The organism is Gilliamella sp. B2838, from assembly GCF_026536185.1.
In the GTDB taxonomy this organism is placed as follows: domain Bacteria; phylum Pseudomonadota; class Gammaproteobacteria; order Enterobacterales; family Orbaceae; genus Gilliamella.
In genome coordinates this window covers 60,827-86,173 of the sequence record NZ_JAFNOO010000011.1, presented here as the reverse complement: position 1 = coordinate 86,173, position 25,347 = coordinate 60,827, and the positions used below count along the sequence as shown (strand labels likewise).

Sequence of the window (25,347 nt, the reverse complement as noted above, 5' to 3'; positions counted from 1 at the left end):
AAAAATCGTCTTAGAAAAATAGTCGAGAGATTGTTTGGTTCATTTAGAAATTAATCTCAGTACCAACAAAATAACGTCGACCTTCTAACGTTTTACCAAAATCATCGTTGCTTACGTCTTTATCAAACAAGTTATAAATACCAGCATATAATTTTGCTTGTTTATGGATTTTATAAGATGCACCAACATCCCAGAAAGTATAGCCTGCATAAGTGACATATTCAGTTTTGTTACTATTTCTTTTTGTTCCACTCTCTTGACCATAATAAGCCATTTTAGCCCATAAATCCCAATCATGGGCCACATACCAATCAAGTTGTGTATTAAACTTCTGTTTAGGTGTACGATTTAGAGCCTTACCCTTATCGATCCCACTTTTTTGCTCAGTCTTAGTCCAAGAATAATTAGAACTCAATAAAAAATTAGTGAATAAAGGAGTTTTAAATGAAAGTTCAAGACCTTTCAAGTCCGCTTTATCGACATTATCTTGCGCTTTTACTAGATCAAATTTTTTACTATAACCGGGAACTGTACATACGCCACTGTCACTTTTTCCTTCACAAATTGTATAAGATACTATTTTATCCTTATACCTAGTGTAGAAGGCGGTTGCGGTTGCATCCATTCCATAATCATTTGTATAGCCAATACTTATTTCGTAATTATCAGATTTTTCAGGTTTTAGATCTGGATTACCCAAAATAACACCATTTAATTGATTTCCTCCCGTTGGCTGCCCCCAATCTGAAACAACTTGACGTAATTGTGGAGTCGCAAAGCCAGTTGAATAACCACCTTTTAATGTAAAGTTATCATCAATATTCCAAACGCTATATAATCTTGGATTCCAGTTACTACCATAATTTTCATCTTTGTTATAACGTAAACCAGCGGTTAAACTCCAATTGTCTAATAAATGGATCTCATCTTCTGCAAATAAAGCATAATTCCAACGATCAATTTTAGATACATCACTATCAATTTTATTTTCTTTATCATGTAACTCTTGATAATTATATTTACCACCTATTGTTAAAATATTAACACTAAATGGAATGGTAACACGGCTGTCGATATCGGTATTTCGTATCTTCATGTTGCGTTTTTTGTTATTATTTTCTTCATGAGAAACATAAGAAGTAGTTGTGACATCGCCAAATATTCCATTATGTGTCAACCCAAACGAATTATGATGATCATCTCGAAGAAAATCTGTTTTTTGTCTAGGTACTCTTGTTTTACCAATTGTTGCTTTACTATTTTGTAACGCATGTCCAAAATCTAAATCAAATTTTTGAGTATCGGTTGCATTTAATGACAATTTACCATTTATACTGCGCAATTTTTGTTCGGCATGCCCATTAACAATCTCATCCTCATGGCGATTAGAGTATTGACCATAAAGTTGAATACCTAATATATCATCAATAATAGGACCCATTGTTGAAAAGCTGCCAATATAAGTATCTTTTTCTTTGGAACGATAAGGGATAACCGTCTCTAAACGTAAACCTGTATGCCATTTATCTGACACTTTTTTAGTAATAATATTAATGACCCCACCCATCGCATCAGAACCATACAGTGATGACATAGGCCCACGCACCACCTCAATACGTTCAATAGCAGTCAATGGCGGCAGCCAACCTTGCTCAAATCCAGAATTATCACCATTAGGCCGCGTTTCACGAGTGCTGACTTTTTTACCATCAACCAAAATCATTGTATATTTTGCATCCATACCACGAATACTGATATCTGTAGCATCACCGCCACCTGAAATAGTTACACCTGGAATATCTTTTAAAGCGTCAGTGACATCACGGTAAGGTTTATTATCAATTTCTTCGGGCGTGATAACCGAAATTGTTGCTGGCGCTTCTTTAACTTGTTGAGAAAACCCCGAAGCGGTTACAACCATAGTATCAGTATCAGAATTAGTTGCCGCCAAAGCCGAGGTTGATAATGATATTAAAATACCTGAATTGATTGCATGTTTTGCAAGTTTAAGTTTCTTTTTGAAAGCCATGATGTATAACCCTATTATTAATAATGATATTTTTATTTCAAGTGGAATGTGAACACTACAGTATATGAGAACAATTATCAATATCTTTTCGAAAAATTATTTAAGACTAGACAATTTTAATTTATTAAATAATAATAGTTCTCATTTACACATAAACATAATGCGAGAAATTATGATGAAGAGAAATAAAAAATGGTTACTAATTAGCCTTATTGCCGCGACATTAGGACTAACCGGTTGCCAATCATCAAATACGATGATAGTAACAGCCGATAATCAAACAGTAACGGTTCCCAAATTACCACATAAAGTTGTCGTGATGAATTATGGTGCCTTAGACACCTTAGATGCATTAGGCAAAGGTTCTATCGTTGTTGGCGCACCACAATCAGTAATTCCAACCTACTTAAATCAGTATAAAAAAACCAATATTAAAGATACAGGTAATATGAAAGAACCTGATTTAGAGGCGATTAAACAAGTTAAACCTGATTTAATTATTATTGATGGTCGTCAAGCTAGTCGTGCGCCTGAGTTAACTAAAATTGCGCCTGTTATTAATCTAAGTGTTGATGCTAAAAACTATATTCAATCAACAAAAGATCATATTAATGTGTTGGCAAGTATTACCGGAACGGAAGCTAAAGCTACTAATTTAATTCAATCGCTTGAAAAAAAGGTAAATGATGCACAATCAATTGCTTTAGCAAGCCATAAAAAAGCGATTGTAGCAATTCATAATGATGGAAAAATGATCCTTATAAATACTAGCTCAAGTGCGGCTTTAATACATGATGTACTAAAAGTTAAACGGGCAGTACCCGTCGATGTTAAATCTAGCAATAATAACGACAAACCTAAACCGGTATTTATTGATAATCATTACATAAGCACAGTAAAACCTGATGTTATCTATATCGTTGATCGCAGTAAAGCTATTGGTAAAGAAGGCATGAGTGAAAATTACTTTGACTCAAAAGTATTGAAAAAGGCTAAAACACAGGTGATATATTTAACGCCTGATCTTTGGTACTTATCTGGCGGCGGTGCAGAAAGTTTGGATCGTCAAATTGATGAAGTGGTAAATTCACTAAAATAAATTATTATTAAATTTTTAACTTCCTATTTATGAGCTGTTATTGTCAAATAACGGCTCTTTTTTTAATTAGATAAATCAACCATAATAAATTAAAATACGAGGAATAATTAGCTACTTTTTAGCTATTCTAATTTTAATAACTTAATTCAAAAAACAGTTTACTTAAAATTCAAATTAACCCCATTAAAGCATAAGAAACTTATTTTAACGTAGAATAACCATCTATTAATACATTGATGCTAAAGATGTTTATACGCAATGAGAAATTCTTTATATCAACTAAGATGAAATATGGTAAAATGCACCCGTTTTTTTATTATTAGCTACAAAATTAAACTAATTGACTGATAAAATTCTCAAATATACCTCTAATTAATAAACACACTATAAAAATATGAATATGTCATCCCCTACTATTGGATTTGTGAGTCTTGGTTGTCCTAAAAACCTTGTTGACTCAGAGCGAATTTTAACTGAGTTACGTACTCAAGGTTATCAAGTTGTACCAAGTTATGATAATGCTGATTTAGTTATTGTTAATACCTGTGGTTTTATTGATAGTGCTGTACAAGAATCGCTTGAAGCTATCGGTGAAGCATTAAACGAAAATGGAAAAGTCATTGTCACTGGCTGCCTTGGCGCCAAAGAAGATCAGATTCGTTCTGTTCATCCTAAAGTGCTTGAAATATCAGGTCCACACAGTTACGAATCTGTGCTAACTCATGTAAACAAATACGCGCCTAAACCAGCTTATAATCCCTTTACAAGTTTAGTGCCACAACAAGGTGTTAAATTAACACCAAAGCATTATGCTTATTTAAAAATTTCTGAAGGTTGTAATCATAACTGTACATTTTGTATTATTCCATCACTTCGAGGCGAGATGGTCAGTCGCCCGATTGGTAATGTGCTTGATGAAGCTAAACGCTTAGCCGACAGTGGTGTTAAAGAATTATTAGTGATTGCACAAGATACATCAGCCTATGGTATTGATATTAAAAATCGTACCGATTTCTGGAATGGTATGCCACTAAAAACCGATATCAAAACGCTTTGTGAACAATTAGCGAGTCTCGGTATTTGGGTAAGGTTACACTATATGTATCCCTACCCGAGTGTTGATGAATTGATTCCATTAATGGCTGAAGGTAAAATTCTTCCTTATTTAGATGTACCTTTACAGCATGCCAGCCCATCAGTGCTGAAATCAATGAAACGACCAGGCACCATTGAACGTACTCTTGAACGAATTGAAAAATGGCGAAATATTTGTCCTGAAATCACCCTACGTTCAACCTTTATTGTCGGCTATCCTGGCGAAACCGAACAAGATTTTGAACTATTACTCGACTTTTTATCGCAAGCACAATTAGATCGCGTTGGCTGTTTTACTTACAGTCCTGTTGAAGGTGCAGCAGCGAATGCGCTACCAAATCAAATTCCTGACGAAATCAAACAACAACGTTATGATCGTTTTATGCAACTACAACAAATGATTTCTACCCAAAAATTACAAGATAAAATTGGGAAAACATTATCGGTCATCATAGACGAAGTAGATGAAGAAGGCGCAATTGGCCGTAGCATGGCAGATGCACCAGAAATTGATGGTGTTGTTTACCTAAATGAAGAAAACAGTGTTAAAGTTGGCGATATAGTTCAAGTTAATATTGAACATTCAGACGAATATGATTTATGGGGAACTGTTAAACAGTAATAATAACAATGAAACTACATTATCGGTTAGAGATTAAAAATATTATAAAATTAGCAGTTCCGGTATTGATTGCCCAAATATCGCAAACAGCTATCACCTTTGTTGATACCATTATGGCCGGCAATTATAGTGCTACTGCACTTTCTGGTGTAGCGATTGCGGTTTCCATTTGGCTACCAACAATTTTATTTGGTCAAGGATTACTGACAGTTTTAACACCGATTATCGCTAATTTAAATGGCGCGGCTAAACGCGATCAAATTGCAATTCATACCCGTCAAGGTGTAATTATTGCGTTATTTTTGTCGATAATCATGATGCTTTTTCTCTATCATTCCGATAAATTAATTACATTGAGAAGTTCAACTGATCATCCTATCGATCCAGAAATGGTTAATGTAGCGGTATCGTTTTTACGTGCAATTATGTGGGGAGTACCGGCTTTTTTACTCTTTTTTGTTTACCGTAATCAATGTGAAGGGTTATCAAATACTAAACCAGCAATGGTAATTATATTTATTGCATTACTTGCCAATATTCCCATTAATTACGTATTAATATATGGTAAATTAGGGTTACCAGCTTTTGGCGGTGTAGGTTGCGGTATCACTGCCGCAATTATTTTTTGGTTAATGTTCGCATTAATTAGACTATACACATTAACCACCTCAAGTCAGCAAGATGTACGCAAAACACCAATGGTTAAACTATTTGATTTTTCAATCATCAAAAATATTATTGTTCTTGGTACACCTTTAGCATTAGCCTACTTTTTCGAAGTCAGTTTGTTTGCAGTTGTTGCATTATTGATAGCGCCATTAGGTCAAACAACCGTTGCTGCCCACCAAATTATTTTTACCATCAGTAGTTTAACATTTGCTATTCCCCTATCATTAGGTGTCGCAACAAGTATTCGTGTCGGTTTTTTATTGGGTAAAAGCAAGCCAATTTTAGCAAAGCAAAGCGCTTATATCAGTTTAACAATATCATTAATGTTAGCAATTATTGTGGCACTGATATTAGTAATATTTAAATCACCAATAATTGAAGTTTTCACCACCGAAAGCACTGTTATTTCTATCTGCATGCAATTAATTATTTTATTGGCTATCTATCAAGTCTCTGATTATTTACAGGTGGTTGCAAGTAACGTACTGCGCGGTTATAAAGATACACAAAGTATTTTCTTTATTACACTTATTTCTTATTGGGTAGTCGGCTTACCCGTTGGTTATATTTTGGGATTAACAAATATTATTATCGAACCAATAGGAGCTGCTGGTTTTTGGATAGGATTTATATCAGGCCTGAGTGTTGCAGCAATTTTATTGCTTGCAAGAATGGTTTATATTCAAAGACAACCTATCGATGTTATTCTAGCGCGGGCATCGAGATAGTGTTAATAAGTAAAGAATAATAAACCGAATTTTTAATGGGTAAATCTAATTTCAACATTAAAAAATTGTCTGACTAATATTTAAAACTAAAATAAATTAGTTGATCTTATTATGATTTTGCGCTTTATGATCTTTAAAAAAACACCCTCTTTTAAAGGTTAACAATATCAGTAACAAGCAGTTTTTCATAGGGTAATTCTTCAATCCTAATAAAAAAACTGCTTGTTACAGATTTAATGCATTAAACGGAATTTAAATTTAGTATTCTTAATAATCCTCTCACAAATAAAACCGTCAAATATCTGATTAAATGACTATGTACTAACGACTGTTTGAGTCAAGCCATGATAATTAAGTTTATAAAATTTATAGCGTAAAAAATAAACTTATAAATTGACGTTATCATTAAGAAATAACTATAGAGAATAATTGCACAAAATTTATTTAACTATATAATTAATCTCCAAATTAATTATTCAGAAAAAGTTTTAATTTTGTGATTTTAAAAAAAAGAATATTATTGCAACATGTCGTCTGCCTTGGCCTATCAGTATTATTAGTCTATTTATTAGGCTATCCACAACGATTCGATCGTATATTACTTACATACTTTTCACTCATTTTATTTGCAAGATTTACTATTGGCAAAATCTTGTTCGGCATTTTTTTTGTAATCGCTGCATTATATTTCCCTGCCGGATTCTATTATGGTTCCCCAAATGTTGCTGTTGTCAGTGCTATAGCAGAAACAAATATAGATGAATTCGAAGAGTTTTGTTCCCAACTCTCATTTTATTTTTATACTATTCCATTATTATTAATTTTAGTTTTTATTGTAATTTTTAGAAAATTTCCATTTCCAAAAGTTAATAATTGCTACTTAATTATTTTTGCCATCTTGCTTCTTTGTTACAGGCCAATTAAAGCTATTATTAAATACAATTCGAACACTTTCACTTCAATTTCATCAACTTTTATACACACAGTAAAATATCCTATTTTAGAATTTACTGTATCATTTTATGATTGTGTAAAGCTATACTTAAAAGAAAAACAAGAACAAGCTAAACAACTAGAAAATAACAATTTAATTCCAATTTCATCGATTACTCCTAAAAACAAAACCTATATTATCATTATTGGCGAAAGCGTTCGTAAAGATTATATGAGTGCCTACGGTTTTAAATATATCAATACGCCATTTATTGATAAAAATGCCTATATCATTTGGGATGGATTAATTGCACCAGCCCCACATACTCAAGCATCAATACCGCATTTAATTAGTGAATCATTTTTTCCTACTTCCAAAGAAGTTAATACCCAATTAAATAATAATATCGTCAGTATTGCTAACCAAGCAGGATTTGACACCTATTGGCTTTCAAATCAGGGGAAGCTAGGAGCAATTGAAATTACTGTACCTCGTATCGCCGCTTATGCAAAATACTCTTTTTATACTAAATCAGGAGAGTTTAATGGTAAGTCCTCACGAGGAAAATATGATACTTTGTTATTACCAGAATTAGATAATATTCTTTCAAAAAATGATGATAATCCCAAACTAATTGTTATGCATCTTATCGGTTCACATCCTCATTTTTGTAGGCGACTAGAACTTCCCGTTCAATTTGATCTTAATAATGAAAATATTTCATGTTATGTAAGCAGTATTAAGGAGACAGATGACCTCATTGCTGCAACCATAGATACACTAAAAAAATATTATCAAGATTATTCCGTTGTCTATTTTGCAGATCATGGACTTGCTCATGCAGATCAGTATCAAGACTTAAGGCACAATGCTGACTATCAAAACAGTTATCAAGTACCGTTAATTTTCTTTGATTCAAATAATCAATCGCAACTAAGAATCAACAAACAAATTTCTGGTTTTCAGTTTGTCTATTTATTAAGCAAATGGATGGGTGTTCAATTAGATGTCAAACATGATTATATGCAACATGAAATTACAGAAATACCCGAACAGCAAAATATCAAAGTCAAAGATTGGAACATGAATAATTTATACGAGTATGATAAATTGAAAAAAGATCCAAATCCTTTCAATTAGTATTTTAAATAATATTTTATAAAAATAGCTTATCAAAATAAAAACGCCATTAGCAATCTACTGCTTATGGCGTTATGAGTTCGTTTTCTAATGTTGTTATTTTAACAAACTATTGGCTTGGGCAATTACATTTTCAACAGTAAAACCAAATGCTTTAAATAATTGCTCTGCTGGTCCTGATTCACCAAACGTTGTCATGCCGATAACTTTGCCATTTAGACCTACATATTTATACCAATAATCACTAATACCAGCTTCAATAGCAATTCTTGCTGTTACTGATGAGGGTAAAACTGATTCTTTATAAGATGGATCTTGTTTGTCAAAGGCATCTGTTGAAGGCATTGAAACGACTCTAACCTTTTTACCTGCTTGGGTAAGTTGATGATAAGCTTCTACCGCAAGTTCAACTTCAGAGCCAGTCGCAATAATGATAAGATCTGGCGTGCCTGTACAATCATTTAGAACATAACCACCACGATAAACATTAGCTAATTGCTGTGCTGTACGATCTTGTTGTTTAAGATTTTGTCTTGAGAAGATCAATGCTGTTGGACCATCTTTACGTTCAATTGCATATTGCCATGCAATGGCTGATTCAACTTGGTCACACGGTCGCCAAGTACTAACGTTTGGAGTAACGCGCAAACTAGCCATTTGTTCAACAGGTTGATGCGTTGGTCCATCTTCACCTAGACCTATTGAATCATGGGTATAGATAAATAATGAACGAATCTTCATTAACGCAGCCATTCTTACTGCATTACGGGCATATTCCATAAACATTAAGAAAGTTGCACCGTAAGGAATAAATCCGCCATGTAGAGCAATACCATTCATAATCGCTGACATACCAAATTCACGCACGCCATAATGAATATAATTGCCATCAGGATTAGACAATATCTCTTTAGAGCCTGACCACATGGTTAAGTTACTTGGTGCTAAGTCCGCTGAACCACCAAGAAATTCTGGTAGTGCTGGTGCAAAAGCTTCGATCGCATTTTGTGAGGCTTTACGCGTTGCAATAGTTGCTGGATTTGCTTGTAATTTATTAATAAAATCTTTAGCTGTTTGTTGCCAATTAGTTGGCAATTGACCTTCAACACGGCGTTTGAATTCTTTCGCTAATTCAGGATAGGCTTTAGCATAAGCATCAAAACGCACATTCCACTCTTGCTCACTTTGCTGACCTTTTGCTTTTGCATCCCAAGCTTCATAATATTCTTTCGGAATCTCAAACGGCGGATATGTCCATCCTAATGCTTTGCGAGTGGCTTCGATTTCAGCATCACCAAGTGGTGCCCCATGGCTTTCATGGCTACCAGCTTTATTTGGTGAACCAAAACCAATAATTGTTTTACACATTAATAATGATGGTTTATCTGTTACGGCTTGTGCATGCTCGATAGCTTCAGCTAACGCTTTCGCATCATGGCCATCAATACCACGAATCACATGCCAGCCGTAAGCTTCAAAACGTTTTGCAGTATCATCAGTGAACCATCCTTCCACTTCACCATCAATTGAAATACCATTATCATCATAAAACGCGATAAGTTTACCTAATTTAAGGGTGCCAGCTAATGAACAGACTTCATGAGAAATACCTTCCATCATACAGCCATCACCCATAAATACATAAGTATGATGGTCAACAATATTATGACCGGCTTTATTGAATTGGGCTGCTAATGTTTTTTCTGCAATTGCCATACCAACCGCATTAGCGATACCTTGACCTAATGGGCCTGTTGTGGTTTCAATGCCTGGTAGATGACCATATTCAGGATGCCCTGCCGTTTTTGAATGCAATTGACGAAAATTCTTTAAATCATCTATCGTGACATTATAGCCAGTTAAATGTAATAAGCTATAAATCAACATTGACGCATGGCCATTTGATAATACAAATCGGTCACGGTCTGCCCAATGAGGATTAGTTGGATTATGTTTTAAAAAACCTCGCCAAAGAACTTCGGCCATATCAGCCATTCCCATAGGAGCCCCTGGATGACCTGATTTTGCTTTTTGTACGCCATCCATACTTAATGCTCTTATCGCATTCGCGAGTTCGCGGTGAGATAAAGTTGTTGCATTCATTTTGTTATCTCCAAAATATTTAATTTAAATATCATTACTATTTGCAAGTTAAATCACACTTACAAAAATCGTTAAGAAATTAACGATAAAAAATAAAAAAGAGGGGGAAACACGCTCCCCCTGACGATTGTACATAATTAGAGAAGTGCACCAATCATGTCTTCTAATTTACCTTGATCAACAGCAAAAGCACGAATACCTTCAGCTAATTTTTCAACCGCCATTGCATCACTATTATGTTGCCATCTAAATTCAGCTTCAGTCATTAATGTAGGGCGCGCAACAATGGTTTGATTAGGATCTAATTTACGTACTACTGGCGCGTTAGATTGTTGCATTTCTGATAGTAAATTAGGCGAAATAGTTAATCTATCACAACCAGCTAAAGCTAAAATTTGGTCGACTTTACGGAAACTTGCGCCCATAACAATGGTTTTATAACCATGTTGTTTGTAATAATTATAAATATTACGAACCGAAACAACCCCTGGATCTTGATCGGCCACATAAGGTTCAATAGGTTTTTTAGCTTGATACCAATCATAAATACGACCAACAAAAGGGGAAATTAAAAAGGCATTCACTTCTGCACAGGCTCGTGCTTGGGCAAACGAAAAGAGTAATGTTAAATTACAATTAATACCCTCTTTTTCTAAAACTTCTGCGGCTTTAATACCTTCCCACGTTGAAGCAATTTTGATTAAGATTCTTGATTTATCGATCCCTTTTTGCTTATAAAGTTCGATAATTCGGCGTGCTTTTTCGATACAACCTTGTTTATCAAATGACAGGCGAGCATCAACTTCTGTTGAGATGCGTCCTGGAATGATTTTTAAAATTTCAGCGCCTATATTTACAGCAACTTGATCACAAGCATTGACCAATTGTTGCTCTTTACTGCCACCTAATTTTTTAGCAGTTTCAACAGCAGAATCGATTAAATGACGATATTGAGGAAGTTGAGCGGCTTTAAGTACTAAAGAAGGATTAGTTGTTGCATCTTCAGGCGAAAATTGTTTAATTGAATCGATATCACCAGTATCAGCAACTACAACGGTTAATTTTTTGAATTCATCTAATTGACTCATACATCTATGTCCTCTACAACATTGCTATTTCAAATTGAGTTATCATATCATTTATTCAGTAATAAAACGACACTATCAAATCGCTATTTATATTGTTATTTTGAACTAAGAAAGTTAAAAATGTCGATAAAAACACGCGAGTTCTACTACAATATTTTATATTTTTTTATGAATTTAACTTCACTTTAACTAAAAAATTTCTTACTAACCTAATTACTTTGAATATAACTCATCGTAATAACAGATTCGTTCAACCTTAGCCGTTGATCCACCACCTTCAAATTCCGATTCTAGCCATGCTTGTACGAGCTTTTTCGCTAATTCTACACCGATGACTCTAGCCCCCATAGTCATAATCTGTGCATTATTACTCTTTCTGGCTCGTTCGGCTGAATAGACATCATGGCACTGAGCGGCACGGATACCGGGAACTTTATTGGCAGCTATCGCTACGCCAATTCCAGTTCCACAAATTAAAATACCTCGCTCATGTTTTCCGGCTTTAATAGCAGATGCAACAGCATTAGCAACATCAGGATATAAACCATTTTCTGACTGCTTATCACTACTATAATCAACGAGTTCAATACCTTGCTTAGTTAAATATTCAACAATACTATTTCTAAATTCAAAAGCAGCATCATCTGCGCCGATTGCAATAGATTTCATGTTTTCTCCTTACTAACTTTTACTAAAATGAACATAAGTTCATATTAATATCATTTGTTATTATTTAAATATAAATTATTTCAGTTATGTGATAAAGGTCTCGAAAATAAAATATTTATTAAGCTATTGATGGGTAGAAGACGAAAATTATTGATTGTTTTTTACTTAAAAGCCCTGATAACCTTAATTTATTTCACAGAAACAATCAAAGGTTAAACATAAAAACATTTGATATAGCCTAAAGAAACATGAAAAAAATGAGATGGCGGCAAATTTATTTTATCTGTTGATACATCTCGTTGAAAAAGGATAAATTAACTAAAGCTATTTAAGATGATGCCCAAGTATAAATGCGTTGACCAGTTAGGTCACAACCGACACAACTGACACATTTTTTTGTTCCACAGGCATTTGAATCCTCCATAATATAGAGCTTTATCTTGCCTTTTTTAATCCAAAACAACATCATTTGTTCAACTACACTTTCAGGCAAATGAAAATAGCGAGCAATATCTTGTAGATTTGCTCGCCCTTTTAATTGAATATAATCTCGAATCGAAATTAACATATGAGTAAAAAGACAAACGCTAGGTTTGCTCTTCTCCAATAAGTTTTATGATCACTTTGATGATGGATCACAGCAGCGAGATCCATTGCTAGTATCATGATACAATTTAGGCGGCATATTTAGAGACGAATATTGCCCCAACCAACGCATTAACAAAATCATTGCACCAATAAAGGCAGCGCATCCCATCAACCAATAAATTGCCGAGACTGATTGCCCTAATAAAGTTATTTGATAATATATCGTCGCAACCAGCCAACCTACTATAAATGTCCACAGGGCAACAAATACCATCCATCTAATTCCCGCTTCACGATAAATAGCCCCCAATGCTGCTGCACAAGGTGTATAAAGTAGAATAAAAATCAAATAGGCAATGGCAACATTGTACGTCATAAATGAAGTTTTAATCTTAGCCACTGTAGTAGAATCAACCGCTAAATCATTTTCAATATCATCAATATCTTCTTTTAAAGATGAGAATCCTAATGGATCTAAAATAGTATCAGTAAAATCGAGTAAATTTTTAGGAATCGATAATATTGAAGCTTTAATACTGTTATTAAAATCGAAGTTATCGCGTTGCTGTTGTTGGTTATCCATAGAATAAAGTGAGTTCAATGTCGCAATAACAGCTTCTTTGGCAAAAACACCCGTAAAAAGTCCAACGGTTGCTGGCCAGTTTTGTTTATCCAGCCCCATCGGTGCAAGTGCAGGTGTAATGGTTTGACTAAATGCAGCAAGTAATGAATCATTAGATTGTTCATGTCCAAATCGACCATCTGTGCCCAATGAATTTAGCAAACTCAATACCGTTACCATAATGACAATGGCTTTACCGGCTTTAGTAATAAAACTTTTTAACCTTTGCCAAGTTAGTTTAAACATACTTTGTAATGTCGGAATTCGATACACAGGCATTTCCATAATAAAAGGTGTTGGCTGACCTTTTAATAAGGTTAGTTTTAAAATATAACCGGTAGCAAGTGCAACGAATATACCAAGCAAATATAAAGAAAAAACGACCATTGATGCATGACGTGGAAAAAAGATAACGGCAAATAAGGCATAAACAGGTAATCTTGCACCACAAGACATAAAAGGAATCATACAAATGGACATAATACGATCACGTGTACTTTCTAGTGTTCGGGTTCCCATAATCGCAGGTACGCCACAGCCAAAACCGACCAGCATTGGCACAAAAGCTTTACCAGGCAACCCAATACAGCGCATGGCTCTATCAACCATCATTGCCGCACGGGCTAAATAACCAGAATCTTCTAAAAAAGACAAGACAAAAAACATAGCAGCAATAACCGGAATAAAGGTTGATACCGTCTTAATCCCCGTTCCAATACCGTCAGCTAAAATAATATTCATCCAAATAGGCGCATCGAGTTGATGCAATAGATAAGATAGACCTTCAACAAAAATCGTATTAAAAAAACCATCAAAAAAGTCGATAAAAATTGAGCCAAAATTGATGGCGATCGTAAACATAACATACATCGCTAACAAAAAGAGAGGTATACCTGTTATTCGTCCTAGCGCAATTTTATCGAGCTTTTCAGAAAAAGTAGAACTTAGCTCCCGGGGTTTATTAATAACGTTTTTGCACACATTATCAATCACGTCATAACGAGCACTGGCTAAAGCAACATCAATTTCATAATCACACCATGCAGAAAGTAATAATCGACAAGCGTTAAGTTTTTCTGATTCACATGGGGTTAATTGATAACGTGAGCCGTCTAATAAAGCATCAATCAATTGCCAACGATTAAATTGATGAACCTGACTGTTTGCCGGCAATTCCTCTATATATCGAGTAATTACTGTTTGCTGATCATGACTTAAGGTATTCATTGCAGGTTGAGTCACTTGCTTAGTTGAGCTAATTTTCTCAATTTGTTGATATAATAAATCAATGCCCGTTTTTCTTTTGGATGATATGGCAATTACCGGACAACCGAGTATATGTGACAATTGTTCAGTATCAATTTGTTCACCAGTCATTTTTAACGCATCAGTCATATTTAAGACAACCACCATTGGCAGCTGTAAATCAATTAATTGTAAAGTTAAATATAAGCTACGTTGTAAATTCGTGGCATCAATAATGTTGATCATTACACTCTCTTTTTCACTCAAGACAAATTGACGCGTGATTAACTCATCTTGTGACACCGACAATGCATCAGATTCAATAGCATAGGTACCGGGCAAATCAATAATAGTATAGTGATTATTTTGATAATTAAGCACACCGGTTTTACGCTCAACAGTCACACCAGGCCAATTACCGACTCGTTGTTTTGCACCAGTAAGTAAATTAAACAGCGTCGTTTTACCACAATTTGGGTTACCAATGAGTGCAACATTCATGACTCAACCTCCATAACTTCGATAGTTGCCGCTTCACTACGCCGCAAACATAATAAAAAACCGCGTATTTTAATTTCAAGTGGATCGCCTAATGGTGCGGCTCGTATCACTAAAACTTTACAACCTGGCGTGACACCCATAGCTAACAGCCGACGACGAAATGGTAACGATTCAGGCAATAGGCGCGATATAACCGCCTCCTGACCTAAGGCAAGCTGATTTAAAGTTAGGACTGACATTGTGCTCCTAGATATTACTGAACCATTCGTTTTAATCTGTATAGTTCAAGTCATGATTATCAGAATAATTTAGCTTAAAAATGCGAACAGCTCGCAATAATAATGATTTTTTCAATATAAAAAAACAAATAAACATTAAAAAAATAGAAATAATTGTGGAATTATGGTGTCAAAATGAGATTTTTAATTGAGTTTGTAACGCAATTTTATATATCTTTTTATAAAACGGTATTATATAACAACAAGTTATACTAAACCGTATGATTACCCTAAAACTTGTTGGTAAATTCTATATATTAAAATAATAGCAATAGGTTTTTATAGTTATCGTCTAACGATCAAATTAACAACGAAAATTAACGCTATAAGCCTTAAGATCCTACTTTCTCATCAACCGCTATCTTATTTTTATGAACATTAGGAAAAAGATCATCTTCATCTATCTAAAAAATACCTCAACCACAAATACAATTAAACTAAAACTATAGTTAATTAAATACTATATCTTTATCCAAACTACTAGCTCACATTAATCGCAAATTGCCGAACTTAGCAGATAACTGTTATAATCTTTTTATAACAATTCAGATTAGGAAAGATCTTAATGTATATCATTTATGGTATTAAAAATTGTAATACAATGAAAAAAGCTTTCACTTGGCTTGATGAACATAATATTAGCTATCAATTTCATAATTATAAAACTGAGGGTTTGTCACCAGAACTTTTAGATTCATTTTTACAGTTAGTCAACTGGCAAAGTTTACTCAATACTCGCGGTACAACTTGGCGTAAACTTGATGAAACCATTCGAGCCAACGTTGATAATGAACAAGCGGCAAAAGATATTATGTTAGCCAATCCCTCAATATTAAAACGTCCTTTACTCATTGATGGAAAACGCGCTTTATTAGGCTTTTCTGACGAAAGCTATTCACAATTTTTTGCTACACAAAAATAAACCGAGATAATTATGACAGACCCTGTTATTACTTTAACTAAAGCATTGATCGCTGAAAAATCAATAAGCCCTGATGATAAAAACTGTCAACAAATGATTATTGAACGATTAAAACCTTTAGGCTTTACTATAGAAGAAGTAAATTTAGGTCACACCAAAAATCTTTGGGCATATCATGGCGAGCCGTCACAAAAGACATTAATGTTTGCAGGGCATACCGATGTCGTGCCAGCAGGTGATGAAAGCCAATGGCTATATCCTCCTTTTCAACCTACAGTCGATAAAAACGGCATCCTATATGGGCGTGGCGCGGCAGATATGAAAAGTGGCGTTGCGGCAATGGTATGTGCAGCTGAACAATTTGTTAAAAACAATCCCAATCATTCTGGTCGTGTTGCTTTTTTAATTACCTCGGATGAAGAAGCCGATGCTTCTGATGGTACAGTCAAAGTTGTTGATCTACTTAAAAAACGTCAAGAACGCATTGATTATTGTATTGTTGGTGAACCGTCTAGTGATCAAAAACTTGGTGATCAAATTAAAAATGGACGCCGAGGTTCGCTAACAGCGAATTTAATAGTACACGGTATCCAAGGGCATGTTGCTTATCCTCACCTTGCTGATAACCCTGTGCATCGCTTTGCTCCAGCTCTAAATGAATTAGTTACAACAATTTGGGACAATGGCAATGAGTATTTTCCACAAACTACGATGCAAGTAGCAAATATTAATGGTGGAACAGGTGCCGAAAATGTCATACCAGGTGATTTAAAAGTCCAATTCAATTTTCGCTATAGTAGCGAATTGACTGACGAGATCATTAAATCTCGGGTTGAGCAAATTTTACAAAAGCACAAATTAAGCTATAGCCTAACTTGGCGATTATCAGGTAAACCTTTTTTAACGCCGCAAGGAGAACTTACCGATGCAGCTACACATGCTATCAAACAATTAACACAATTAGAGACCAAACTTTCGACAAGTGGTGGGACCTCCGATGGTCGCTTTATCGCCCAATTAGGGTGCCAAGTGATAGAATTAGGCGTAGTGAATAAGACTATTCATAAAATTAATGAGAATGTAAATTGTCAAGATATCATCACGTTAACAGCAATATATCATAACATTCTAGAAAAATTATTATCGATTTAGTGAATAAAGATTATCGTTACTGATACCAAGAATAAGTTGCTAGTTTTATTTTTAGCAGTAAACGATAATTGCTTTTATTTTCGACCATAACCAAAGGTGATTAGATGGAGTGGCTCAAAGACTATTGGTGGATAATTGTAGTTATTTTGATTGGTATTTTTATTAATACAATTAAATCGCTAAGTAAACTTAATTACAAATCTTATCTGGAAAAAAAGAAAGGGATAAAACCTATCCCCTATAATGATGATGACGATGATTAACCAATTCAACCAACCTCAAAGTTAATCATCAACGATTATTATGACCGTCATTGAATATGACTTGATGGCGGTAGCGATCGACCCACATAGCGGTTGAACCACAAACCGCAATAGGCATAATAACAAGGTTTAAAATCGGCATCATCGTAAATAAGCTGACTAAAATACCATAAATTAAATTATCCGTTTTATCCTGCTTTAGTAGCTCACGCATTCGAGGAAAGGTAATTTTATGATTATCAAACGCATAATCGGCATATTGAATGTTAATTTGCCAAGCAGTAAATAAAAACCATATAACAGGCGTGACCGATTGCCCAATAACCGGAATAAAATACGTTAGAAAAATTAGACTTGCCCATAATAGATAATGAATCAGTTTTTGTAATTCTCGCCCCAATATTCTGGGTATATCCATAATCAAACTTATCCAAGAAGTATCAGGTGCCGGCATACCGGTTAATTGAGATTCAACATGCTCGGCTAATAGCCCATTAAATGGCGCAGCAATAATATTAGCAACTGTACTAAAAAAATAGCAAAATACGATAGCGAGTGTCACAACAACAATAAAGCTAATGATGTATCCTAACCATTGAAGCCAACTAGGAACAAAAGATAATCCCCAGTCCACCATACCGGTTATGGATACCAAAAACCAATAAAACAATAAAGACATAATCACAATATTAGCAAGTAAAGGTAAAAAGACATAGTGGCGAATGCTTGGGCTGAAAGCTAATGACCAGCCTTTAATAAAATATTCTAGACCAGTTTTTGGCTGGTAACCTGTTTTGTTACTGTGCATGTTGGTATCTGTTTTTTCAAAATTATTTAATTTCATATTTTGTCCCTTCTAATAAAATATGATCTTATGTTGAGTTTGTGATTAAATTATTTTAAGCCTTGTTATCAACATTGTTTAACCACTGCTTAACTTCATACTTTATTGCCTGCATTAAAGCTGCTTTGCCTGTTAATTGATACTGTTTTATCACATGTGTTAATTTATTATCATCTTGCAATATTGATTTTAAGATAGGTAAATTGAAAGCGTTTTGTTGATGATGACTAAATTGATTCAATCGACAAAGTGCAGCATAAGTTGCTTCATAAGGGCGGTGATAGTAACAAAATCCACGAAGTTCATCAAGATCCTGATGGTTTAGTTGCTGATCGCTATTTAGTTGAAAACGATCAGCTAATGGTAGATCGATAATATTTTTTAACCAGTACCAGTTACGCTGCAATTTTTTGTTTAACTGCATGGTTAAAGATAATCCCTGCTTGGTGATAGGTTTTAATGCCATTACGGAATAACTACCACTGCTTGTTTCTTTACGACTACCAACGTGAACCAGTACAAATCCACATGCAGACCAAAACTGATCGTTTGCTTGATTAAAAGCATAACTGACCGAGATAAAATCTTTACCTTGTATAGTCCCATGCTGATAAATGCGTTCAACTAATTGCTGAGCAATGTGCTGGCGACGATGAGACTCCGTAACGGCAATACGATTAATTCTAACTGATGCAAGCTTAGCTGCTAATTTTTCACCGGCATGCGCCACCAACGATTGAGCAACTAAATTACCTTTAGGTCGGCGCGTACCTTGCCACACGGCTTCAATTAAACTGTCAGATAACTGACCTTCATCTATAGTGATGGCTCCAGCAATAAGATAATTTTCTTGCTTTGCTTGCCAAACAGTTTGATTATTTGCATCAAAAATACGTCTTAAATCAATTAAAGTTGTTTGATAATGCGCAGTTTTTAATAAATAAAAAATCTGTTTTAATGCAGTAATATTATTACGGCTAACCATGTTATATTCAATCGATTGGTTTATCTGATGCCTATCTTGTTTTTGACAAAATAAACCATTTAGCAATAAACAATCAGTAATAGCTTCTAGCTGATCGCCAGCTTGCCAACGTATTGGGTTTGTTAAGTAGAAAAACTCACACGATTTATTTTTAAATAATTGTAATAAAAAACCCTGTCCTGTCCCTTCATAACCTTCCATCGTTGTAGTTAATAAGACTGGGCAATTATTCTCAGATGCAAATTGCAATAAGTTTTCCAGCATCGGAAGTGGAATCATGGCAGCTTCGTCAATAATTAAATAATCAACAGCACTACCAAATCCAACCTCTATTAATTCATCGGGCGCAACAAATTTAACCGATGATTTGGCAAAACGAAAAAACGTAGTTAAAGCACTTTTGTTAGGTGCGGTAATAATCATTGATTGGTGATAATGGCTAAATAGACCGGCTAAGGCTGATTTTCCTCGTCCGCGTTTAGCCATTAACACTTTAATTGGCGCATCACTTATTAGTAGACGTTCAAGAATAGTTTGTTGCTCTGTTAAACTAAGCGGTGCTGTTTGAATATTTGGAAAGTCAAATTGATCAGATTCAATGTTAAAATCCTTTAAGATTTGCTCAAGATGTTTGACAAAATTGGGAACTTCAATAGCTTGGCTGTTCTCATTCCAGCGTATGCTATCTTGATCAAGCCAATGGTTAAAATCTTCTGGTAAAAGTAATATAAGTATACTTCCTTTAACCAAAGTCCCAACCAGCATGGCAAAAGCATCTAAATTAAAACCTTGCGTTGCATCAAAAATCGCATGCAAAAATTCTCGACCTAATAACGATTTGGTTTGATTGGGTAAAAAAGTTTTAGTCAAAAAAGGGGGTAAATTATTCTGTGTAGTAATGGTGATCCAATCAGCTTGATGCTGATTTATTGTATCACGCAATTGATTCAACAATTGTGTTGCTTCGCCTTTTAATACCCAGAGCTTTCTTGTGCTATCTGGACCTGACATAAGCTAACTTTTTCCAATCACGAGCGATAAAATACCTGCCGCTATCAATGGTCCAACCGGGATACCTTTGAAAAAAGCAACACCAATTAATGTACCAATGATTAAACCATTAATTATGGTCGGATGAGCACCAATTAATGATACTCCCCGAGTACCTAACCACGAAACAGCAATCCCTACCAGGATAGCCAACATTGATTGCCACGTCGTAAAGGACTTTAGAATATCTTGAATTTTTAAAGTGCCATCAGCCAAAGGAACCATCATTGCAGCAGTTAAAATCACAATGCCAATAGTTAACCCATATTGATTTAATAGCGGGAAGTAAGTTGATAGTGGCGTTAATTTGAATAGTAATAATAACAAAACAGCAAAGGTCACTGTGTTATTATGCGTCACATAACACAGTGCAGCTAAAGCTAATAGAAGAAAAAAAGAGATATCGAACTGAGCAAACATTACAAAGGTACACCAATGCGCTTAGCGACTTCTTCATAAGCTTCAATCACGCCGCCTAGGCTTTGACGGAAACGATCTTTATCCATTTTTTTCAACGTCTCTTTTTCCCATAAACGACAACCATCAGGGGAAAACTCGTCACCTAAGGTTACTTCACCTTTGTATAAACCAAATTCAAGTTTATAATCAACTAAAATCAAACCAGCTTTATCAAATAATTCAGTCAATATTGTATTGATTTTAAAGCTCAGTGCTTTCATTGTGGCTAATTGCTCATCTGTCGCCCAGCCAAAAGCTTTACAATGCGATTCATTAACCATTGGGTCATGCAATGCATCATTTTTCAAAAATAATTCAAATGTTGGAGGATTAAGGACTGTGCCTTCTTCAACGCCTAAACGTTTGACTAAAGAGCCTGCTGCGCGATTACGCACGACACATTCAACAGGAATCATTTCTAATTTTTTAACTAAAACTTCATTATCTGATATTAAGGCTGCAACTTGTGTAGGAATGCCTTCATCACGTAATAGTGTCATAATAAAATAGTTGAATTTATTATTAACCATTCCTTTACGATCTAACTGCTCAATACGTAAACCATCAAAAGCAGAGGTATCGTTACGAAATTCCAATATTAGTAGTTCCGGGTTGTCTGTTGTGTAAACAGTTTTTGCTTTACCACGATAAAGCTCATCCAACTTTTTCATGCTTATAACCTTATATCATCATAGCCAATAAATAATTAAGGAGCTTTTCGCTCCTTAAATTCGAACTCATTGTTGTTATCTTTACTTCGGATTTATTGAAAGCGTAAATATCAACATACTACTTATTATTAAAGTCATCAATTACGATAAACCAATAACACACCTGACGACTTTTTAATTAAAAACTCGATTTATCACAACAACCAACTCGATAACGACAACTATCGACGGTTGTTGTCTTTAAGATCTTCTTTTAAAGCCTTCATGGACTCAGAATCTTTATCAGACTTAGCATCCTTTTTGGCATCATCATCTTTAGGATCTTTCACTGGTGGTTGTCGAACTGATTCGGGTGCAACCTCATCCATTATGATATTAAATAAACCAACTACGTAACGTTGTACTTCTGCTGGTTGGGTAGAAATATCTTCAGCACCACGAGTTAGCGAGTTCAACCCAAGTGTAATGGTTTCAGTGTTACCCATAATTTTTCGCTTAAAAACGTATGAAGCTTCAGTTTGTTGCGATTCATCAGCACGTACTATATACGCCTTAGCCGTTTTAATAGTTTGATTATCACGACCATCAATAGGAATATTTTTGTTAGTTAAAATATTAGGAATTCGATCCCATAGATTATAACTTAATGGTACATTGAACGTTACCATACCATTGTTGTAGATCACAAAAGCTTCAGAAATCGTTGAAAGTGGCAACACAGGTGGGCGAATATCAACTTGTTTTCCTAACGGCCCATCGATTTTGCCATTATTCACAAAATAGTCAGCAACTTCTGCTGGTACTGTAATACCTTGTGGAACAATTAATGGTTTTAAACTTGGTGAATTTAAATAGTCATCATTACCATCAACTTCACGTTTATAGTTTTGATCGCTTCCACATCCTACAAGAAAGAAAGAAGCAACAGCGGTCAAAATAGCGACTTTTTTTATGACATTATTTTGCAATACGGTTTTATTAAACATAGATGTCTGCTTATAAATTAAAAGTTATACGAAAATAAATTACAGTAAATTAGCATCTTTTAATGCTTGTTCCACCGCTGGAATTGAAGCATCAGTCAGCGATATCATCGGTAAACGAATTGTACCATCAGCGATCAAACCCAATCTTAGGCAAGCCCATTTTGCTGGCGTGGGGTTGGGTTCAATGAACAAATTATTATGTAATGCTAATAAACTTTCATTTAACGCTCTAGCCTCTTTGATTTGGTTGTTTGCAGCTAATTGACAAATTGTAGCAACTTGTTTTGCTGCAACATTAGCAGTAACAGAAATCACCCCATCACCACCTAAAATCATAAAATCTAAAAATGTAGCATCATCACCACTTAACAGTTTAAAATCATCTCCCACTAATTTTCGCGTTTTATATACGCGAGAAAGATCACCTGTTGCGTCTTTCAATGCAACAATATTTTTGATTTTTGATAAACGACCAACGGTTTCAGGTTTGATATCGCTACTTGTGCGACCTGGTACATTATAAAGAATTTGAGGTAATGCAGTACACTCAGCAATAGCTTTAAAATGCTGATACATACCTTCTTGAGTCGGTTTGTTATAATAGGGAGCAACAGTTAAACACCCCACTACCCCAATATTTTCAACTTGACGAGTTAATTCAATTGCTTCTTTAGTGGCATTAGAGCCTGTTCCAGCAATAATATTGATTCGTCCTTGCGCATAATCAACAGTACGCTTTATAACATCGATATGTTCGTGATGATCAAGTGTCGCTGATTCACCCGTTGTTCCAACAGACACGATAGCAGATGTGCCATTAGCAATATGATATTCGACCAATTTTTTTAAGCTTACGTGGTCCACATTTCCTTTAGAATCCATTGGTGTGATAAGGGCGACCAGACTTCCTGTAAACATAAAATGACCTCTCATATTATCTGTTTAAACAACAACTTTAAAGAATAAAAAATCTGCGAATAAGTATGCGATATTTCTTAGTTAAATTCAACTTTTGTTATGCAGGATTATCAATATCAATAAAAATAACCTCAAGGCTATATTCCTTAGCTAACCATTCGCCAAGCTTTTTAATACCATAACGTTCCGTTGCGTGATGACCTGCTGCATAAAAATTTATACCATATTCACGTGCAATGTGGATAGTGCGTTCAGAAACCTCGCCGGTAAAAAATGCATCATAACCTTGCTGAGCCGCTGCTTCGATAAAATCTTGCCCGCCGCCGCTACACCAAGCAACGCGTTTTATCACTTTAGGCGCATTATCACCACAAAATAAAATAGAACGCTGACTGTTATGCAAGACTTTTTCCAATTTATGCTTAAATTCAAAAGCGGTTAACGGTTCGGTTAGTGTTCCTTTAAAAAGTAAATCGGTGATATCAGTGCGCGGCTCAACCGAAATATTAAGCATGTTAGCTAATAAGATATTATTTCCAAGTGTGGGGTGGCCATCTAGCGGTAAGTGATAACCATACAGATTAATATCATGCGATAATAATGTCTTAAGCCTCTTATACTTAATGCCAGTAATTGTTTGTGGCTCACTTTTCCAAAAATAGCCATGATGAACTAACACCGCATCGGCTTGCAATTCAACAGCTTTATCTAACAAGTCTTGACAAGCTGTGACACCTGTCACAATTTTTTTTATCTCACTTCGCCCTTGCACTTGCAATCCATTAGGGGCATAGTCACGATAGCGCAAAACTTGCAGTTCTGTATTAATGATTTGTTGCAGTTCGTAATTATGCACAATGCTCCTCGCTACTTTTACTCAATCATAGAGTTGTTCTAAAACAACATTAACAAAAAGCTGAAAATTAGCAGATAAATGTTAAGCCCTTTTGTTTAGCGCCAATTATAGACACTTTCTTGAAATATCTCACCTGATATTATGACTAATTGATTTTTACCACCCTAGTTGACCAAGGCTTTCATTATTCAATTAGTATCTATCATATTCATTTTAATGTTTATTCAGTTAAATAAAATAGATTAAAAATGTTGTAAGGTTTAAATTATAAGTAGTAGGAAAATGATAAGTGAAGCTTAAAAAAGCTATCTAAGTTAACTATCGTGCCAACGAGGCTTTCCACTTTTATAAAAAGCATTAACTCGTCTTTATCAAACCGCTTCTGAAATAGTATTGCAATAGGTTAACGCACTTTATGAAGATTAACAATTTGCTAAAGCAAACACTCGATTGATTAGAAAGAGAAGGATCGGGATTATTCTTCTAATTAAGGTCATTGACTTTACACAAAAATTTTGATTTCGTTGGATGGTAAAGAGCAAACTAACCAAGAGTTTGGTACACTAATTAGTGACTTTGCAAGCTTAGAAGCAACTTCTTATTTTTTATGTACATCAATCATTTGCAATCAAATTAGTCAAGCTTAAGATGTATTACAAACTGTTGTAACAACGTTTAAAACATCTGCCTAAACATTATAAACGTCTTAATTCACAATGGATTAAAAAGATTGAACTATTAAAACAACAATTATCCCGCTTAGATTGATTTATAAGATTTAAACGATGATTAAATTATCGCTTAAATGCTAAGATGACTTAGGTAAAACTA

General features: G+C 34.7%; 21 protein-coding genes. 7 read left to right on the top strand and 14 right to left on the bottom strand.

Translation table 11 applies throughout. From position 1 onward, the window contains the following. Nucleotides 1-43: 43 nt before the first annotated feature. Nucleotides 44-2,029, bottom strand: a complete 1,986-nt coding sequence (locus J3U63_RS11285) for a TonB-dependent receptor domain-containing protein (protein ID WP_267371554.1) — start codon at nt 2,027-2,029, stop codon at nt 44-46. A 172-nt stretch (nt 2,030-2,201) separates the two neighbouring features. On the opposite strand from J3U63_RS11285, the gene J3U63_RS11280 reads away from it, so the two are divergent. The 4 genes from J3U63_RS11280 (at nt 2,202) to J3U63_RS11265 (ending at nt 8,316) form a co-directional block, all read left to right on the top strand. Further along, the gene (locus J3U63_RS11280; RefSeq protein ID WP_267348458.1) at nt 2,202-3,128 is read left to right on the top strand and encodes a siderophore ABC transporter substrate-binding protein; all 927 of its coding nucleotides are present in this window, start codon (nt 2,202-2,204) and stop codon (nt 3,126-3,128) included. A 400-nt stretch (nt 3,129-3,528) separates the two neighbouring features. Further along, on the top strand, nt 3,529-4,845 hold the full coding sequence (rimO, locus tag J3U63_RS11275; protein WP_267344624.1) for a 30S ribosomal protein S12 methylthiotransferase RimO: 1,317 nt from the start codon (nt 3,529-3,531) through the stop codon (nt 4,843-4,845). 8 nt (nt 4,846-4,853) lie between these two features. Beyond that, nucleotides 4,854-6,242 carry an MATE family efflux transporter gene (locus J3U63_RS11270; RefSeq protein WP_267371551.1) on the top strand — a complete coding sequence of 463 codons (1,389 nt, stop codon included), beginning with the start codon at nt 4,854-4,856 and terminating at the stop codon, nt 6,240-6,242. Nucleotides 6,243-6,762: 520 nt separating this feature from the next. Further along, nucleotides 6,763-8,316 (top strand): phosphoethanolamine transferase, encoded by a 1,554-nt coding sequence (locus J3U63_RS11265; RefSeq protein ID WP_267371549.1) that lies wholly within the window; start codon nt 6,763-6,765, stop codon nt 8,314-8,316. 96 nt (nt 8,317-8,412) lie between these two features. On the opposite strand, the gene tkt is transcribed toward J3U63_RS11265, so the two are convergent. From tkt to J3U63_RS11235, 6 genes are all read right to left on the bottom strand, one after another. Further along, nucleotides 8,413-10,419, bottom strand: a complete 2,007-nt coding sequence (tkt, locus tag J3U63_RS11260) for a transketolase (RefSeq protein ID WP_267367687.1) — start codon at nt 10,417-10,419, stop codon at nt 8,413-8,415. 137 nt (nt 10,420-10,556) lie between these two features. After that, entirely contained in the window at nt 10,557-11,507 is a 951-nt protein-coding gene (gene tal / locus J3U63_RS11255) for a transaldolase (protein WP_267332920.1), read from the bottom strand. Between the two features lie 213 nt (nt 11,508-11,720). After that, a complete protein-coding gene (gene rpiB, locus J3U63_RS11250) occupies nt 11,721-12,176 on the bottom strand; it encodes a ribose 5-phosphate isomerase B (RefSeq protein WP_267332921.1) in 456 nt (151 codons plus the stop codon). A 328-nt stretch (nt 12,177-12,504) separates the two neighbouring features. After that, a complete protein-coding gene (locus tag J3U63_RS11245; protein WP_267332922.1) occupies nt 12,505-12,744 on the bottom strand; it encodes a FeoC-like transcriptional regulator in 240 nt (79 codons plus the stop codon). A 51-nt stretch (nt 12,745-12,795) separates the two neighbouring features. After that, nucleotides 12,796-15,132: a Fe(2+) transporter permease subunit FeoB gene (gene feoB / locus J3U63_RS11240; RefSeq protein ID WP_267371547.1), complete on the bottom strand. Its 2,337-nt coding sequence runs from the start codon at nt 15,130-15,132 to the stop codon at nt 12,796-12,798. Further along, the gene (locus J3U63_RS11235; RefSeq protein WP_267332924.1) at nt 15,129-15,371 is read right to left on the bottom strand and encodes a FeoA family protein; all 243 of its coding nucleotides are present in this window, start codon (nt 15,369-15,371) and stop codon (nt 15,129-15,131) included. The genes feoB and J3U63_RS11235 overlap by 4 nt, the downstream gene beginning before the upstream one ends. 604 nt (nt 15,372-15,975) lie before the next feature. On the opposite strand from J3U63_RS11235, the gene J3U63_RS11230 reads away from it, so the two are divergent. The 3 genes from J3U63_RS11230 (at nt 15,976) to J3U63_RS11220 (ending at nt 17,747) form a co-directional block, all read left to right on the top strand. Then, a complete protein-coding gene (locus J3U63_RS11230; RefSeq protein ID WP_267344618.1) occupies nt 15,976-16,332 on the top strand; it encodes an ArsC family reductase in 357 nt (118 codons plus the stop codon). Nucleotides 16,333-16,344: 12 nt separating this feature from the next. Beyond that, nucleotides 16,345-17,484, top strand: coding sequence for a succinyl-diaminopimelate desuccinylase (gene dapE, locus J3U63_RS11225; RefSeq protein WP_267332926.1), 1,140 nt, complete (start codon nt 16,345-16,347; stop codon nt 17,482-17,484). Nucleotides 17,485-17,588: 104 nt separating this feature from the next. Beyond that, complete coding sequence (locus J3U63_RS11220; protein ID WP_082209445.1) at nt 17,589-17,747, top strand: YpfN family protein; 159 nt, start codon at nt 17,589-17,591, stop codon at nt 17,745-17,747. A gap of 28 nt (nt 17,748-17,775) precedes the next feature. On the opposite strand, the gene cysZ is transcribed toward J3U63_RS11220, so the two are convergent. From cysZ to J3U63_RS11185, 7 genes are all read right to left on the bottom strand, one after another. Continuing rightward, on the bottom strand, nt 17,776-18,555 hold the full coding sequence (gene cysZ, locus J3U63_RS11215; protein WP_267333254.1) for a sulfate transporter CysZ: 780 nt from the start codon (nt 18,553-18,555) through the stop codon (nt 17,776-17,778). Between the two features lie 91 nt (nt 18,556-18,646). Next, on the bottom strand, nt 18,647-20,587 hold the full coding sequence (locus tag J3U63_RS11210; protein ID WP_267371544.1) for a GNAT family N-acetyltransferase: 1,941 nt from the start codon (nt 20,585-20,587) through the stop codon (nt 18,647-18,649). Nucleotides 20,588-20,590: 3 nt separating this feature from the next. Beyond that, complete coding sequence (locus J3U63_RS11205) at nt 20,591-21,046, bottom strand: DUF441 domain-containing protein (protein WP_267332928.1); 456 nt, start codon at nt 21,044-21,046, stop codon at nt 20,591-20,593. Continuing rightward, complete coding sequence (gene purC / locus J3U63_RS11200; RefSeq protein ID WP_267344616.1) at nt 21,046-21,756, bottom strand: phosphoribosylaminoimidazolesuccinocarboxamide synthase; 711 nt, start codon at nt 21,754-21,756, stop codon at nt 21,046-21,048. Before purC ends, J3U63_RS11205 begins: the two co-directional genes overlap by 1 nt. Before the next feature lie 221 nt (nt 21,757-21,977). Then, nucleotides 21,978-22,742 (bottom strand): outer membrane protein assembly factor BamC, encoded by a 765-nt coding sequence (bamC, locus tag J3U63_RS11195; RefSeq protein WP_267344615.1) that lies wholly within the window; start codon nt 22,740-22,742, stop codon nt 21,978-21,980. A 39-nt stretch (nt 22,743-22,781) separates the two neighbouring features. Further along, nucleotides 22,782-23,660: a 4-hydroxy-tetrahydrodipicolinate synthase gene (gene dapA / locus J3U63_RS11190; protein ID WP_267371541.1), complete on the bottom strand. Its 879-nt coding sequence runs from the start codon at nt 23,658-23,660 to the stop codon at nt 22,782-22,784. Between the two features lie 97 nt (nt 23,661-23,757). Beyond that, on the bottom strand, nt 23,758-24,516 hold the full coding sequence (locus J3U63_RS11185) for a Nif3-like dinuclear metal center hexameric protein (RefSeq protein ID WP_267344613.1): 759 nt from the start codon (nt 24,514-24,516) through the stop codon (nt 23,758-23,760). Nucleotides 24,517-25,347: the final 831 nt, after the last annotated feature.

Bases quoted from the DNA above. Each gene is read 5' to 3' on its own strand.
- J3U63_RS11205 (WP_267332928.1), bottom strand. From the start codon at position 21,046: ATGTTTGCTCAGTTCGATATCTCTTTTTTTCTTCTATTAGCTTTAGCT.
- J3U63_RS11210 (WP_267371544.1), bottom strand. From the start codon at position 20,587: ATGTCAGGTCCAGATAGCACAAGAAAGCTCTGGGTATTAAAAGGCGAA.
- feoB (WP_267371547.1), bottom strand. From the start codon at position 15,132: ATGAATGTTGCACTCATTGGTAACCCAAATTGTGGTAAAACGACGCTG.
- J3U63_RS11230 (WP_267344618.1), top strand. From the start codon at position 15,976: ATGTATATCATTTATGGTATTAAAAATTGTAATACAATGAAAAAAGCT.
- bamC (WP_267344615.1), bottom strand. From the start codon at position 22,742: ATGTTTAATAAAACCGTATTGCAAAATAATGTCATAAAAAAAGTCGCT.
- dapA (WP_267371541.1), bottom strand. From the start codon at position 23,660: ATGTTTACAGGAAGTCTGGTCGCCCTTATCACACCAATGGATTCTAAA.
- rimO (WP_267344624.1), top strand. From the start codon at position 3,529: ATGTCATCCCCTACTATTGGATTTGTGAGTCTTGGTTGTCCTAAAAAC.
- J3U63_RS11235 (WP_267332924.1), bottom strand. From the start codon at position 15,371: ATGTCAGTCCTAACTTTAAATCAGCTTGCCTTAGGTCAGGAGGCGGTT.
- J3U63_RS11280 (WP_267348458.1), top strand. From the start codon at position 2,202: ATGATGAAGAGAAATAAAAAATGGTTACTAATTAGCCTTATTGCCGCG.
- J3U63_RS11220 (WP_082209445.1), top strand. From the start codon at position 17,589: ATGGAGTGGCTCAAAGACTATTGGTGGATAATTGTAGTTATTTTGATT.
- rpiB (WP_267332921.1), bottom strand. From the start codon at position 12,176: ATGAAATCTATTGCAATCGGCGCAGATGATGCTGCTTTTGAATTTAGA.
- cysZ (WP_267333254.1), bottom strand. From the start codon at position 18,555: ATGCACAGTAACAAAACAGGTTACCAGCCAAAAACTGGTCTAGAATAT.
- tkt (WP_267367687.1), bottom strand. From the start codon at position 10,419: ATGAATGCAACAACTTTATCTCACCGCGAACTCGCGAATGCGATAAGA.
- dapE (WP_267332926.1), top strand. From the start codon at position 16,345: ATGACAGACCCTGTTATTACTTTAACTAAAGCATTGATCGCTGAAAAA.
- tal (WP_267332920.1), bottom strand. From the start codon at position 11,507: ATGAGTCAATTAGATGAATTCAAAAAATTAACCGTTGTAGTTGCTGAT.
- purC (WP_267344616.1), bottom strand. From the start codon at position 21,756: ATGAAAAAGTTGGATGAGCTTTATCGTGGTAAAGCAAAAACTGTTTAC.
- J3U63_RS11285 (WP_267371554.1), bottom strand. From the start codon at position 2,029: ATGGCTTTCAAAAAGAAACTTAAACTTGCAAAACATGCAATCAATTCA.
- J3U63_RS11245 (WP_267332922.1), bottom strand. From the start codon at position 12,744: ATGTTAATTTCGATTCGAGATTATATTCAATTAAAAGGGCGAGCAAAT.
- J3U63_RS11270 (WP_267371551.1), top strand. From the start codon at position 4,854: ATGAAACTACATTATCGGTTAGAGATTAAAAATATTATAAAATTAGCA.